The sequence below is a fragment of the Micromonospora arida genome, from assembly GCF_003857035.1.
Lineage (GTDB): Bacteria > Actinomycetota > Actinomycetes > Mycobacteriales > Micromonosporaceae > Micromonospora > Micromonospora arida.
Genome location: NZ_QGSY01000230.1, coordinates 42,584 through 56,969, shown reverse-complemented (window position 1 = coordinate 56,969; position 14,386 = coordinate 42,584). Strand labels below are relative to the sequence as shown.

The 14,386-nt window shown below is 72.7% G+C and carries 12 protein-coding genes; 8 read left to right on the top strand and 4 right to left on the bottom strand.

Features of this window, described 5'->3' with window-relative positions; all coding sequences use genetic code 11:
- Nucleotides 1-27: 27 nt before the first annotated feature.
- Nucleotides 28-1,257, top strand: coding sequence for a type VII secretion-associated serine protease mycosin (gene mycP, locus DLJ58_RS23050; protein ID WP_244219088.1), 1,230 nt, complete (start codon nt 28-30; stop codon nt 1,255-1,257).
- 102 nt (nt 1,258-1,359) lie between these two features.
- Here mycP and DLJ58_RS23045 read toward each other — a convergent pair whose 3' ends face one another.
- The 3 genes from DLJ58_RS23045 to eccCa form a co-directional block, all read right to left on the bottom strand.
- On the bottom strand, nt 1,360-1,638 hold the full coding sequence (locus DLJ58_RS23045; RefSeq protein WP_030329555.1) for a WXG100 family type VII secretion target: 279 nt from the start codon (nt 1,636-1,638) through the stop codon (nt 1,360-1,362).
- Nucleotides 1,639-1,663: 25 nt separating this feature from the next.
- Nucleotides 1,664-1,972: a WXG100 family type VII secretion target gene (locus DLJ58_RS23040; protein WP_030329557.1), complete on the bottom strand. Its 309-nt coding sequence runs from the start codon at nt 1,970-1,972 to the stop codon at nt 1,664-1,666.
- 204 nt (nt 1,973-2,176) lie between these two features.
- Nucleotides 2,177-6,142, bottom strand: a complete 3,966-nt coding sequence (gene eccCa / locus DLJ58_RS23035; protein ID WP_124859171.1) for a type VII secretion protein EccCa — start codon at nt 6,140-6,142, stop codon at nt 2,177-2,179.
- Between the two features lie 166 nt (nt 6,143-6,308).
- Between eccCa and eccD the strand changes: the two genes are divergently transcribed.
- Nucleotides 6,309-7,706, top strand: coding sequence for a type VII secretion integral membrane protein EccD (gene eccD, locus DLJ58_RS23030; protein ID WP_124859169.1), 1,398 nt, complete (start codon nt 6,309-6,311; stop codon nt 7,704-7,706).
- 22 nt (nt 7,707-7,728) lie between these two features.
- Here the strand turns inward: eccD and DLJ58_RS23025 are convergent, their stop codons facing one another.
- Entirely contained in the window at nt 7,729-8,916 is a 1,188-nt protein-coding gene (locus tag DLJ58_RS23025; protein ID WP_124859167.1) for a type VII secretion protein EccE, read from the bottom strand.
- Nucleotides 8,917-9,078: 162 nt separating this feature from the next.
- Here DLJ58_RS23025 and eccB point away from each other — a divergent pair, with 162 nt between their 5' ends.
- The 6 genes from eccB (at nt 9,079) to DLJ58_RS22995 (ending at nt 14,359) form a co-directional block, all read left to right on the top strand.
- A complete protein-coding gene (gene eccB, locus DLJ58_RS23020) occupies nt 9,079-10,698 on the top strand; it encodes a type VII secretion protein EccB (RefSeq protein ID WP_124859165.1) in 1,620 nt (539 codons plus the stop codon).
- A gap of 46 nt (nt 10,699-10,744) precedes the next feature.
- Nucleotides 10,745-11,155, top strand: a complete 411-nt coding sequence (locus DLJ58_RS23015) for a hypothetical protein (protein ID WP_244219087.1) — start codon at nt 10,745-10,747, stop codon at nt 11,153-11,155.
- On the top strand, nt 11,148-12,443 hold the full coding sequence (locus DLJ58_RS23010) for a WXG100 family type VII secretion target (protein WP_124859163.1): 1,296 nt from the start codon (nt 11,148-11,150) through the stop codon (nt 12,441-12,443). Before DLJ58_RS23015 ends, DLJ58_RS23010 begins: the two co-directional genes overlap by 8 nt.
- Before the next feature lie 245 nt (nt 12,444-12,688).
- On the top strand, nt 12,689-13,009 hold the full coding sequence (locus DLJ58_RS23005) for a hypothetical protein (protein ID WP_124859161.1): 321 nt from the start codon (nt 12,689-12,691) through the stop codon (nt 13,007-13,009).
- 156 nt (nt 13,010-13,165) lie between these two features.
- Entirely contained in the window at nt 13,166-13,984 is an 819-nt protein-coding gene (locus tag DLJ58_RS23000) for a hypothetical protein (RefSeq protein WP_124859159.1), read from the top strand.
- Between the two features lie 33 nt (nt 13,985-14,017).
- Entirely contained in the window at nt 14,018-14,359 is a 342-nt protein-coding gene (locus DLJ58_RS22995) for a YkvA family protein (RefSeq protein WP_124859157.1), read from the top strand.
- Nucleotides 14,360-14,386: the final 27 nt, after the last annotated feature.

Sequence of the window (14,386 nt, the reverse complement as noted above, 5' to 3'; positions counted from 1 at the left end):
CGACGGTCACGGCGGTAACCTTTGCAGGTGCGCGAATGCCCGCCGTTGAGCGCGACCCCGTCTCGCCGTGTCCTTCGCGGCGTCCTCAGTGGAACGCTGGCGGTCCTGCTCGGCGCCGGCCTGGTGGCACCCTCCCCCGCGAGCGCCGCGCCGCCCCTCTGCGGTCCCACCGGCACCGACAGCCTGACCCAGATGCCGTGGGCGCTCCGCCGGCTGGAGCCGTCCTCGGCGTGGCCGCTGTCCCGGGGTGCCGGGGTCACGGTGGCCGTGATCGACTCCGGAGTCTCCGCCGCCCACCCGCTCCTCAAGGGGCAGGTGCTCGAGGGTCGCGACTTCAACGGCCTGCCGGCCCGACAGGGCCAGTGCGACGAGGCCGGGCACGGCACGCTGATCGCCGGCATCATCGCGGGCCGGGAGGGCACTGCCGTCCCCTTCAGTGGCATCGCCCCGGCCGCCCGCATCCTGCCGATCCGGGTTCTGCAGCAACTCGGCGCGGTCAACAACCCGCAGCTCCCCGCGCAGATCGCCGCGGCCATCGACTGGGCGGTCGCGCAGGGCGCTGACGTGATCAACCTGTCCCTGACCACAATTCCCCGCCCCGAACTGACGGAGGCCGTCGAGCGCGCGCTGGCCAAAGGAGTGGTGCTGGTCGCCGCCGCGGGCAACCGGTCGGAAGATTCGCAGAACCTGCCGGGTTACCCGGCCGCGTACCCCGGGGTGATCGCGGTCGGCGGGGTGGACGAGCAGGGCGGCCACGTCGGCACCTCGATCAGCGGCGACTACGTCGACATCGCCGCACCCGGGATGAACATCGTCGGGCCGGCGCCCGGAAACAACGGCTACCGCACCGTGCCGGAGGGTGGCACCAGCTACGCCGCCGCGTACGTGTCAGGAGTGGCCGCGCTGGTCCGGGCCGCCTACCCCAGTCTCGACCCGCAGCAGGTAGCAGATCGGCTGGAACGCACCGCGGACAACCCACCCGAGGGCCAGAACGCCGACATCGGCCACGGGACGGTCAACCCGTACCGGGCGGTGTCGAGCCTGCTCGGCACCCGGGCGAACCCGCCGGCCGGCACGCTCCCGGCGCCCGCCGTGCGAGACGACCCGCTGAGCTGGCAGCGCCCCACCGCGATCTGGGCGGCGGTCATCGGCGCACTGCTCGCCGGGCTGCTGCTGGTCGCGCGACCGATCATGGCCCTTGGCCGCCGACGCGACTGGCGCCCCGGCCGACGCACCGACGCCCCAACTGGCGGCTGAGCGGCGCACCGCAGCCCGGTGCCGACGCCTACGCCCGCCAACGCCAGACACAGAGCGGCTCCGGGCCGGGCGAACCGGACCGGAGCCGCCAGTGCGAATGCCTCAGCTCCACACCTTGGAGTTGCTCATCTCCGTGGTGAGGTAGTTTTCGCGGGCGATGCCCACGGCACCGCCGATCTCGTTCAGGATCCGGTTGATGTCCCGGACCGCCGCGTCCCACTTCGCCTGGTGCTGCTCGTAGGCAACCCGGTCCTCGCCGTCCCAGTGCAGCTTGGTCAGCATCGACCGCAGCGTGTCAAGCTTTTCCTCGAGGGTCTTCGAGATGGCCTGCATCTGCTGGTTGCTGCTCTCGAGGACCGCATAGTCAACTTTGATCGTCACGTTTTCCTCCTCTGCCGGCTACGGATCACGGGTTGAGAGCAGAGTGGAACTTGTCCAGCATCTGCTGCTGCTCTTCGTCGTTGACCTGGTGCGTCGTACCCGACTTGTCGAGCAGGTCAGCGATGCTGTCCATCGCCGTCAGCAGTTTGACGGTGTCCTCGTTCCAGCGCGTCATCAGCGACTGGAAGCCCGTGGACGCCTGACCCTTCCACGCGATGGCCAGGTCGTCGACCACGTTCCACAGCTTCTTCAGCTCGCCGTCGACCTCGCTGCGCGTGGACCGCACGTCACTCGCGGCGGTATGCAGAGTCGCAGCTTCGACCTCGAACGCCATGCTTCACACCCTTCCGTCTGTTGTGGTGGCGGCTTCGCCGCATCCTCCCCCGCGGCAAGGCAGCAACACCCCACCGACGGACACTCCTGTGAAGACCGTAGCGGAACGTGTCCAGCCCTCGCAGCCCTGACCCGTGACGTTCGATGGATGGTGGTGAATCGGGCCGGAACGGCCCACCACCCCCTACCGAACGACCGACCGCGCTCAGGTTGGCTCGGACCAGGCGGTCTGGATCAGCTGCTGGCCATCACGACGGCGAACCAGGGTGCCCCGGCCGGGCGGTTGCGGGCTCGGCCGCAACGTGCCGAAGACCGCGCCCTCCTCCCGGTTGCCGGACATCAGCAGGCCCGGCGAGTCCAACTCGCGAAGCCGTTGCAGCACCGGCTCGTAGAGCGCCCTGGACACACCACCGACCCGGCGCGTGACGATCAGGTGCAGACCGATGTCGCGGGCCTGCGGCAACAGCTCGTGCAGGGCGCTCAGCGGGTTGCTGCCGCCCGAGGCCACCAGGTCGTAGTCGTCCACCAGGATGTAGAGGTCCGGACCCTTCCACCAGCTCCGATCACGCAGCTGGGCGGTCGTCACGTCCGGGCCGGGCAGTCGGTTGGACAGCGCGCTGCGGATCGACCCGAGCCCCTGGGCGAACGCCTGGTTCGACGGGGCGTAGTCGAGCAGGTGGTCACCCTCCACCGCCCCCAGCAGGCCACGCCGGTAGTCGGCGATCACCAGCCGGGCCTGCGCCGGCGTGTACCGCTCGGTGATCCCCCGGGCGATCAGGCGCAGCAGGTTGGTCTTGCCGCACTCCGCGTCGCCGAAGACCGTCAGGTGCGGCTCGTTGGCCAGGTCCAGGTAGACCGGCGCGAGTGCCGACTCGTTGACGCCGATCGGGAGACCGGGTGCCGACCGGTCGATGATCCGGGCCAGCTCCGCCACCGGCAGCCGGCGCGGCAGCAACCGCACCTTCGGCGCCGGGCGACCCGGCCAGTTCGCCGCCACGTGCCCGGCCAGGGACAGCGAGGCCTCGCTCAGGTCGTCGATGTCACGACGGCCGTCGATCCGCGAGATCGCGGTGAGGAAGTGCAGCTTGTCCCGGGTCAGGCCACGACCGGGGGACTTCTCCGGCACGTTGTTCGCCGCCCGACGGTCGATCTCGGACTCCGACGCGTCGCCGAGGCGCAGCTCCAACTTGGTGCCGAGCAGATCCCGCATGTTGATCCGGATCTCCGCCCACCGTACGGCGGTGAGCACCACGTGCACACCGAAGCCGAGGCCCCGGTTGGCCAACGTGGTGATGGTCTGCTCCAACTCCTCGTACTCCTGGCGCAGGGTGTTCCACCCGTCCACCACCAGGAACACGTCGCCGAACGGGTCGTCGGCGAACTCGCCGGCGGCACGGCGACGGCGGTAACTCGCCACCGAGTCGATGCCGTGCTGGGCGAAACGAGCCTCCCGCTCGTCGAGAACTGCGACCACCTCGGCCACCGTCCGACGGACCGCCTCGACGTCGCGCCGACCCGCCACCCCGGCCAGGTGCGGCAACCGCTCCATGCTGCGCAGCGCGCCCCCGCCGAAGTCCAGGCAGAAGAACTGCACCTCCCGCGGCGTGTGCGTGAGCGCCAACGAGGCCAGCAACGTACGCAGCATCGTGCTCTTGCCACTCATCGACCGACCGACGATGACCACGTTGCCGCCGGCCCCCGCCAGCTCGACCATCATCGGGTCCCGACGCTGCTCGTAGGGGCGGTCCACCACGCCGACCGGCACGGTCAGTCGCCCACGCCCAGGCCAGGAAGCGGTGCACAACCCGTAGGTCGGGTCCACCGCCAGCGGACCGAGCAGCTCACCCAGGCCCGGCGGATCGGCCAGCGGCGGCAACCACACCTGGTGGGCCGGGCGGCCCCGACCCTTGAGCTGGTCGATCAGCACGTCGAGCATCGCCACGGCCTTGCCGTCGGCCGGCTGCTCCGGCTCCGGGGCGGTGGCCACCGGCACCTGCGGGACCTGCACCGGAACGAAGTCGAGACCGTACGGCACGATCCGGCGCTGCACCAGCGCCTGCGAGGCGGAGGCCTGCTGCCCCGGCGCCCGGTACGCACCCGACACGTACGCGGCCCGGAACCGCAGCATGGTGCTGGTGTCCGTCTTCAGGTAGCCGTGGCCCGGCGCGTTCGGCAGCTCGTACGCGTCCGGTACGCCGAGCACGATCCGGCTCTCCACCGCGGAGAACGTGCGCAGACCGATCCGGTACGACAAATGCGTGTCGAGGCCCCGCAGCTTGCCCTCTTCGAGGCGCTGGCTGGCCAGCAGCAGGTGCACGCCGAGGGACCGACCCAACCGGCCGATCATCACGAACAGGTCGATGAAGTCCGGTTTGGCGGCGAGCAGTTCGCTGAACTCGTCACAGATGATCAACAAGCTCGGCATCGGCGCCAGCGGCTCACCGGCCGAGCGCGCCTTCTCGTACTCGAAGCGGGAGACGTAGTTGCCGGCCGCCCGCAGCAGCTCCTGCCGTCGCACCATCTCGCCGGCGAGCGCGTCGCGCATCCGGTCGACCAACGGCAGCTCGTCGGCCAGGTTGGTGATCACCGCGCTGGTGTGCGGCAGCGCCTCAAGCGAGGCGAAGGTCGCGCCGCCCTTGAAGTCGACCAGGACGAAGTTCAGTTCCTCCGACGAGTGGGTCACCGCCAACGCGGCCACCACCGTACGCAGCAGCTCGCTCTTGCCGGAGCCGGTCGCACCGATCACCAGACCGTGCGGGCCCATGCCCTCGTGCGCCGACTCCTTGAAGTCGAGCTCGACCACGTTGCCGTCCGGTCCGACGCCGAGCGGGATGCGCAGCCGGTCCCGGTGCCCACGCGGGCGCCAGGTGTTCTGCACGTCCACCGCCGCGGCGTCACCGACGCCGAGCAGGTCCGGTAGCTCCGTGCTGCGGGCCAGCGGCTCGTCGCCGCCGGTCTGCTGCTGGGAGAGCCGGAAGGGGGCGATCTGTCGGGCCAGCCCTTCGGCGGCCTCGGCGCTGAGCCGGTCGGGCCGACCCAGCGTCGACGACGAACTGCCCCGGACCAGGTCGAGTGAGCTTCCGTCATTCACGTCGAGGCAGAGCAGCCAGCGGCCGGCGTCGCGCGGCACCGTCCCGGAGAGGTCGATCACTGTGGCGCCGAGCAGCCCCGGGCCAACCAGCTGGCAGGTCGGCGAGATCTCCCCGCCGTCGATCACCACGACCAGGTGCGGGGCGGTGGTCAGCGGCTTGGCCTCCGGCGCGAACCGGGGCCGCCCGCCCAGCTCGGTGGCGAGCGAGGCCTCGGCCTCGGCCAGGCTGGCGAAGACCAGTCGGCGCGCGCCGGCCGCGTCCGTACGACCGCTGTGGTGGGCGTGTGGCAGCCACTTCACCCAGCCCCAGGACGACTGCCGGTCGGGTGCGGCGACCACCGCGATCACCAGGTCGTCCGGTGCGTGGAAGGTGGCCAGCTGCCCCAGCGCCGCCCGGGTCAGGTCGAGCACCGGTTCGCGGTCGCCGCGCAGCACCACCCGGCTGAACGCGCGCACCGACAGCGCCGTGGGCAGGTCGGGCACCGTGGAGTGTGCCCGGACGAACCGACGAAGCGCGATGGCGCTCATCGGCTCCAGGTCCTCCACCGGCTTCGTCTCCGGTGGGACGATCTCCACGGCGAGCCGCTGCGGGCCGAGGGCGATCCGGGTCTCGCCGAAGTCGTCCTCGGTGATCCGTCGCTCCCAGAGTCGCCGGGAGGCGGCGATCGACCAGAGCGCGTCGGGCTCCGGGTGCCGCCAGGCCATCGCGGCCCGCTGCTGCTCGGCGGCACGCCGGGTGCGCTTGCGCATCTGCGCCAGGTAGCGCATGTAGTCACGGCGGTCGGCGTTCAGCTCGGCCTTGTCCTTGCCACCGCTGTTGGCCAGCGAGCCGATCGCCATGCCGAGCATCGAGACACCGAACAGACCACCGGCGACGTAGGTCATCATGCCGCCGCCCTTGCCGGCGTAGAGGAACGCCATGGCGCCGACCCCGCAGAACATCGGCAGGATCATGAGCAGCTGCCCCATCCCGCGGGGCGTCGGCTCGGGCAGCTCGGGAGGCGACTCCAGCAGCACCTCGCCGCGCGGTAAGGCCGGCCCCGGCTGACGCGGGAGCCGGCGGAACACCACCGTGCTCACGGCTGTCTCCTCCCCAGAAGCGGCCCTGATGACGTGCGGCCCGCGGAACACCGCCCGCGGGTGGGCATCGTACGTGCCGTCATCGTAGGTAATCTGCCGTGTGCGCGGTGGACCCGGACCGCAGCATTCCCGCCAGCCGATCACAGACGCACACCTGGAGGCCACTGTGGCGACGAAGACGGCGACCGGTGGTCTCAGCCGGATCACCATCGTGGCTCCGCGTACCCGGATGGATCTGGCGCTGCCGTCGGATGTGCCGTTGGCCGACCTGCTCCCCACCCTGCTGCGCTACGCCGGTGAGGACATGGCCGACGAGGGTGCTCGGCACGGCGGCTGGGCACTGTCCCGGTTGGGCGGTGCGCCCCTCGACGGTGGTCGTACCGCGGCGCAGCTCAGCGTCCGGGACGGTGAGGTGCTCTACTTCAACCCCCGGTCCGACGCCGCGCCGGAGATCGTCTTCGACGACGTGGTGGACGCGGTCGCCACCGCGACCAACCAGCGCCCTGGCGCCTGGCAGGTCGGCGCGACCCGCTCCTTCGCTGTGGCCTTCGCGGCGGCGGCGTTCGGCGCCGGTGCGCTGGCCGCCCTCTTCGCCGGTCCGCCGCACCTGCCCGGCGCGCTGGCCGCGCTGCTGGTCGCGGTGGCGCTGCTGGTGGGCGCGGCGGTGCTCTCCAGGGCCGCCGGTGACAGCGGCATCGGCGCGGTGCTGGCCCTGGTCGGCCTGGTGCACGCGGCCACCGGCGGCCTGCTGCTGCTCGCCGGCGATCGATCACTGACCGACCTGGCCAGTCCGCATGTCCTGCTCGCGGCGACCGCCGCGGTGGTGGCCGGCGCGGTGGCCGTGCTGGCCGTCGGCGACCGGTATCCCCTCTTTTTCGCCGCGATCGGGGTCGCGGCCGCGACCGGCCTGGGCGCGCTGCTCTGCCTGGTCCTCGGCCTCGACGCGGCAGCCTCCGCCGCGGTGGTCGCGGCGGTCGCGTTCGGCGTGGTGCCGGCGCTGCCGATGATGGCCTACCGGCTGGCTCGCCTGCCGGTGCCGTCGATCCCGACCGGTCCGGAGGACCTGAAGACCGACAGCGAGTCGGTCGACGGCCGGCAGGTGCTCCAGCAGAGTGAGCGCGCCGACCAGTTCCTGACCGGCCTGCTGTGGACGGTGTCGCTGCTGGTGCTGGGCGCGCAACTCGTGCTGGCTCTGGACGGCCGCCTGCCCGCGGTGCTGCTGTGCCTGGTGCTGGCCCTGCTGGCGCTGCTGCGGGCCCGCCCCCTCCTGGGCCGCTCGCAGCGCACCCCGGTGCTGCTGGCCGGAACCGTGGGTCTGGGCCTGGCCGCCGCGACCACCTTCGCCGGTGGGTCGCTGGCGGTCCGGCTCGGCCTGATCCTGGGCGGTCTGGTGCTCGCCGCGGTGATCAGCCTGATCTATGGTCTGACCGTCGCCGGCAAACGCATCTCGCCGGTCTGGGGCCGCCTGCTCGACATCGCCGAGATCCTGCTCATCATCTCGCTGGTGCCGCTCGCCTTCTGGGTCTGCGGCCTCTACGGCTGGATCGTCAACCTCCGACCCTGACCGTGCACCGCCGCCGCACCGGTCAGCGCGCCCGCGGACCGGTGGAGACACCCAGCGCCGACGCGACCGGAGCGGTGGCGTAGACGCCCGGAGCATGCTGACCGTCCATCGGCCGGGTCGACGCGCCCACCCGGTCGGCGACCTCACGAACCACCTTGACCAGGGCCTCGACGTGGTTGTCCATCGCCGCGACCCGCAACAGCGGTGCCGCCACCCGACCGTCCGACGAGACGGTCACGGCCACCGTGTGCGACGGCGCCGAGGTCGCGGTGATCGCGTCCACGAGCGGACCGAGCGGCGCGTCGAAGCGGCCCCGCAGAGCCATGCAGCGGTGCGTCCAGCCGCCGCCGCGCAACCCACTCCAACTCTCCGCCGGCGCCTCGGGCACCAGGTCCAGACCGGCGGCCGAGACGATGGCCGCACGTAGCTCCTCCCGGCCCAACGGACGATGGGCCAGCCCCGCCGAAGTCAGCGCCTTGCCGAGCCGGCCGATCCCGGCCGCCACCGTCCGGTGTACGCCGGTCAGCCCGCCGCCGCGGCTCACCGCCTCGACCCGGGCGTCCCGAACGGTGAGCCGCAGCGCCACCCACACGGTCCGGTGGGCCGCAGGCGGCGCACCGGGTGACGGGTACCAGACCAGCGTGTGCGCGACGACCTGGGCCCGGGAGACCGGGGCGCTGAAGTCCGCGAGCACCCGCAGCGCGCGGTCCACCGCGGCGGCGTCGACGGAGCCGACCGCCGCACCGGTCGCGGACTGCAGGGCGACGGCGGCGAACCAACCCTGGTCGTCACGCCCGATTCCGAGCCGGGTGCCTCGGTCGGTCAGCTCGATGACGCTCAGCTCAGGGGCGAGCGCGGCCAACCTCGGGTCGGTCGCCGTACCGCTGGCCAGCGCGGCCGACGCCCGCTCACCGCGTCGCCGCAACCGTCGGCGCAGCAGCAGGTCCTCGAACCACCAGCGGCCGCCGCGACGGGCGAACGCCGCCAGGACGACCAACAGCGCCGCAGTGCCCGCCGCGGCGAGCACCCAGCTGGGTCCGGCCGTGGCGGCCCAGACGCCGACCACGCACAACTCCAGTACGACGAGCTGCCCGACCAGCACGGGGCCGACCCGTCCACGGCCGGGCCGCTCGGCCGGGGGCGCCGGCCGGGTCGGAACGTCCACCGGGTCCGTGACCGCTCGGGCGGGTGGCGCCTGAACCTGCGTCATCGCTGACTGTCCCTCCTGCACGGTACGGCTCTGCGCCGGGTCGGTCCGGTGCCGGCCACGAGCGGTGGTCCCAAGGAACCACCGTCGGCCCCTTATCGTAGGGAAGCCCGCGACGGCACCCCGACCCTGATCGTCGCGGATCCACCCCGCCGGAGGTAAGTCATGCGGACCCGCCGCGATCAGGTGCAGGCGTACCGCTTCGTCACCCGCCGCATCGTCTCCGCCTTGCTGTCGGGCGATCCGGAGACCACCAACCTGCCGATGCGACGGCTCGGCATGGCCGTCTTCGGCAGTGTCCTCACCGCGGCCATCGTGCTCGGCGGGGTGGGTGCCTACGGCCAGTTGACCGGTGGCGCGGCGCCGCTGGACGACCAGACCCTGGTCATCGAACGGGAGACCGGCGCGACGTACGTGTTCATCGAGGGCAAGCTGCACCCGACGCTCAACTACACCTCGGCGCGCCTCATCGTGAACGACGCGAGTGCCCAGGTGCGGACGATGTCCCAGGCGTCGCTGCGGGACCGGCCCCGCGGCGTCACCGTCGGCATCGTCGGAGCACCGGACGCCCTGCCGGACCGCAAGTCGCTGACCGGGCTGCCCTGGTCGGTCTGCGACGTGCCCGACCCGGTCGACCGGCAGCGGTCCAGCACCCGACTGGTGATCGACCGGGCCCTGCCCGGCGGCACGCCGCTGGGTGACCGGGCGGTGCTGGTCTCGGTGAACGACCAGCGGTACCTGGTCACCAACAACACCCGACTCCAACTGCTCGACCCGTCCCGCACGATCACCGCGCTGCGGATGGCCGGCACCGAGCGACTCCAGGTCGGGCAGCAACTGCTCAACGCCGTGCCGGCCGGGCCACCGCTGCGCCGGCCGTCGCTGCCCGGTGAGGGCGAGCCCAGCAGTCGCAAGGTGGCCGGGCAGTCGCACGACGTCGGTTCGGTGTTCAAGGCCGCCGGGCGGCACTACGTGCTGACCCGGGACGCTCTCGTCTCGATCAGTGAGATCACCGCTCTGCTGCTCGTCAGCAACGGCGGTCGGATCACCGACATCACCCCGAACCAGGCCAGCGAGGCGTTCGAGGAGCGGCGGATCGAGGAGGAGGGGGTGCCCCCGACGATGCCCGCCCTGTACCCGGCCCAGCCCGGTCAGACCACGCTGTGCGCGACCTACCGCAAGGACAGCTCGGGCGGCCCGCCGACCACCACCCTGGAGGTCTTCGACCGCGTGCCGAGCGAGTTGACCGACAGCGATCCGGGTCTGGTGCCGGTGCGCCAGACCAGACGCGACGCCGTACGCACCGCCGAGGCGGTGCTGCTGCCCGGCGGCAAGGGTGTCATCGCGCAGGCCTCGCCCGGTGCCGGGACCAGCGGGTCCGGCGCCGCCGGGTCGACGATCTACCTGATCAGCCCGCAGGGCATCCGGTATCCGCTCGGCTCGGCGGCGACACTGGACGTGCTCGGCTACGGCGGGATCACCCCGTTGGCGGTGCCCGGGTCCCTGCTCGCACTGATCCCGACCGGGCCGACTCTGGACCGCGAGGACGCGTTCGCCGTCTTCGCTCCCGACGGGCCGGCACCGTCCGCACCGCCGTCGGCCGCGCCGAAGTCGGGCTCACCGTCCGCGGCGCCGCCGTCGGGCACGCCGTCCGCGGCGCCACCGTCGGGGTCGTCGTCCGCCGCGCCACCGTCGGGGTCGACCCCGTCGAGTCCGGCCGGTGGCACCCCGTCGAGCGGCGGGACCGGCGGGGGGTCCACGGAATCGACCGGCACCGACGGCTGAGCAGCTTCGGCGGGTCGCCCGGAGTCGCACTGGTGGACTAACCTGGATGTCGCTGACGGTTGTCAACCAGAACGACGGGGATGTTGCCATGGCCGGGCGTACGGAAGTCGACCTGTTGTCCCTTGAGGACTTCCACGAGCACCTGGCGTCGCGGTTGAGCCAGGCCGAGTCGGTGCTGCGCAAGCTCAACACCGAGATGCAGTGCCGTCCTCCGGCCCTGGGCTCGTTCTTCGACGCCACCGACAAGGCGCGTCGCTACAGCGAGGTGCATCAGTCCTATGTCGACCAGGCCGAACGGATCCGGCAGGCGGTGCTGGCGGCACAGCAGGCGACCAGCACGATCCTGAGCAACTACCGCACCACCGAGGCGCGTAACGCGGCCAACTCCGACGATGTCACCGCCGCGCTGAACCCGGTCGAACGGGCGTTTCAGACGAAGGAGGACGGGCGTGTCTGAATACACCCAGCGCTATCAGGGCGACAGCCACCAGCAGCTGTACGACGGCCTGATGGCGGGCAAGCCGGAGCAGATCGAGGGCGTGGCCACCCAGTGGGCCGAGCTCAAGGGCATCCTCGACGGCCTCGGCCGGGATCTGAGCGGCGACCTCGACAAGCTCGCCAACACGTGGACGGGTTCGGCGGGTCGGGAGTTCCATCGGCGACTCAGCCTGATCGTCGCCCACACCGACGCGTTGGGCGAAGGGATGGCCGGCGTCAAGCAGGGGTTGACCATGATGGCCGACCATCTGCGCGCCGCGCACAAGCAGGCCGAGAGCCCGGAGGAGACCGACGACAACGACAAGGCGATCGGCGGCGCGATCAAGGGTGGCGCGGCCTTCGGTCTGACCGGTCTGATCGTCGGGGGCATCGCGGGTCACCAGCAGGACAAGGCAGAGCAGGAGAAGGCCCACCAGCGGATGGTGACGCTGGTGGCCGGCCTGGCCAACAGTTACGAGATCTCCGCCTACGACCGGGTGGTCGAACCGCCCCCGCCCGACCCGGATACTCCGAGCACCGCCCGCAAGGACCCGACGACGCCACAGAGTGTCTCGGCCATCGCCAGGGTGTCCGGCGGCCCCAACACCGGCGCTGACACCGGGCGCACCGGTGACGCGACCATCTCGTCGCCCGTCCGCGTCGCCCAACTGCCGGGTGACGGTTCGACTCCGGGCGAGGTCGGCTCGGGCACCGGTGGCAGCCCGGCTGTCGTCACCGCTCCGATCGGCGCCGGCAGCGAAATCGCTGACGGCGGCACCTCCCTCGCCGGAGCCGACCCGCTGATCGGCGGCGCGCTGCTCGGCGGAGGTGCCGCCGGGCTGGTCGGGCTGTCCGGGCCGGCCGGCGCGCCCGCTGCGGCGAGCACCGGTCCCGGCCTGCTCTACGGAGCACAGGGCGGGTCACCGGCCGGCGGGGTGTTGCGCAGCGGCGCGCTCGCGGGCTCGGGCAACGCGGCCCCCGCCTCGGCTCGGCCGACCGGCGGTGGTGCGGCCCCGGCGGAGACCCGCGCCGCCAACGGGGTCGGGCGCAGCATCGACGGCCAGCGCGGTGGCAGCGGCGGACGCCCGGCCATGACCGGCGGCAACGCCCGACCGGGGTCCGGCGGCGGCCGCCCTGGTGTGCTCGGCGGGCAGGGTCGAGCGCAGGACGACGACTCCGACGAGCGGCTGACCTGGTTGACCGAGGACGAGAGGGTGTGGCAGGGCGACGAGAAGGCAGCGCCCCGGGTGCTCGGCACCGGCGACTGATCACGGACCGTCGCCGGCACGCCCACCCCACCGGCGGTGCCACCCCAACGATGCACGGTGCCCCCGATCGGACCCGATCCGGTCGGGGGCACTGCCGTTCCCGGCCCCCGGCCGACGCCGTCCACAGTGCGCAGGGTGGTGGCGGTCACGCCCGCCCGGTCCTTCGCCGTGCTGCGATGGGCCAGGACGGGCGATAGGTTGGTCGGGTGTCGTCCGCAGCGTCTGTCCGCCCAGCCAGGTGGGCTGTGCTGCGGTCACTGCGGGATCTGACCCGCCTGGCGGTCACCGCGCTGGTGCTCGCGGTCGGCCTCGGTGCCGCTCTCGCCGCGACCCCACCGCCCGCCCCCACGCAGCTGCGGCCCAGTGCCGTGAGCAGCCGGGTGGCAATTGTCCGCCCCGACGCCGGCCCGGCCAACCAGCGGGCCGCCCAGCCCGCTGAAGCCCCGCCGGCCGGCACGCGCGATACCGCCACGGTGACCGGTCCGGTCGCGGCGGGCCCGGTGCACGTCCCGGCCATCGATCCCGGCCGTGGCTCTCCTGCACGACGCGGCCCGCCCGCCCGCTGAGCCAGGCCCGGCGATCCCCGGGGCCCGATCCCGGCTGATCATCCCGCACGGCATCTGAGTTCGCCGTCGACGGGACCATCCCGCCACCGGGCCGACCGGTGCTGCCGCGCCTTCCTGCCCCCGTCGATACCCGCCTTCGACCGCGAGGTGCTGATCATGCAAACCATCCTCTCCGCCGTCCTGCCAGACCTCTCCCGGGCCGCCGTCATCTGGCTGAGCCTGCTCGGGGTGGTAGCCGTCGCCGTCGCCGCTCTCCTCCTGCGGCCCGGCCGGTTCCGTTTCGACCCGGGCTCCCGGATCCGCCGCGCCGCCATGCCGAGCCAACTTGAGCAGGCGCAGGAGGAGCGGGAGCAGAGCCGCTACGCGCAGGAGGTCGCGGTGGCCGCGGAGCGGGCGACCACCACCGTGCGACGCCGCCGCGCGGAGTGGGTGGCCGCGCAGGAGGCGGTCGAGGCAGCCTGGCTGGCGTACGAGCCGGCCGAGGCTGGCGTACGGCGGCTCGACGCGGCGGCCGCGATGCCGCTGCCGCACACCGCACGCACCCCCGCCGAGTACGCGGACCGCGAGCGCTACCTGCACCGGGCGGCGTTGGATGCGTACTGGCGGCGGGAGCTGTCGGTGGAGCAGCTCAGCGACGTCTTCGCGCACCGCGACGGCTGGGACCCGCGACTGCACCCGGTCGAGCAGGAGCTGGTGCTCCAGCGGGCGATCCGGGACAACCTGGCGGCCCGGCACGCCGCAGCCCGCCAGCGGGAGCAGGCCGCGTGGCGGGCGGCCGAGTTGGCGGTGGCCGCGGCTCGCAGTCTGCGCGAGGAGGCGCACGCCGCGACCGGACGACGGGTCGCCGAGTCGGCGTCGGTGCTGCCGCTGAGCGAGGTTGCCCGACCCGTCGGCGCGCAGCCCCGCGAGAACGTCGAGCAGACCCGGGAGAACAAGGTGACGGCGCGCGGCCGTGCGACGGTGCCCGCGTTCTGAGCCGCGCGGGCTCGGGTGGGTTAGCGTGACGGCATGTCCCGACAGGCGTGGGTCCTCGTGGTGATCGCCAGCATCCTGGCGCTCGCCACACTGGTCGGTGCCGTGGTGCTGGCGGTGCGGGTGGTGCGTACCCGGCGGCTGCTGACCGGGCTGGGCGCGGGCGGCAAGGTCGCCTTCTACGGGGCGCTGATCTACACGATCTTCCCGGTCGATGTTCTGCCGGACCCGATCTACCTGGATGACATGGGGGTCCTGGCCGCCGCGCTGCTCTACCTGACCCGGCTGGTGCACCAACGTCGGGCGGCGGGTCGCCAGCTGCCCGGTCAGCCGGACGCCCCACCGGATCGGGGCCAGGTGCGTCGCCGCGTGCCATGATCGGGGTCGGTTCGGCGGACAGGGGAC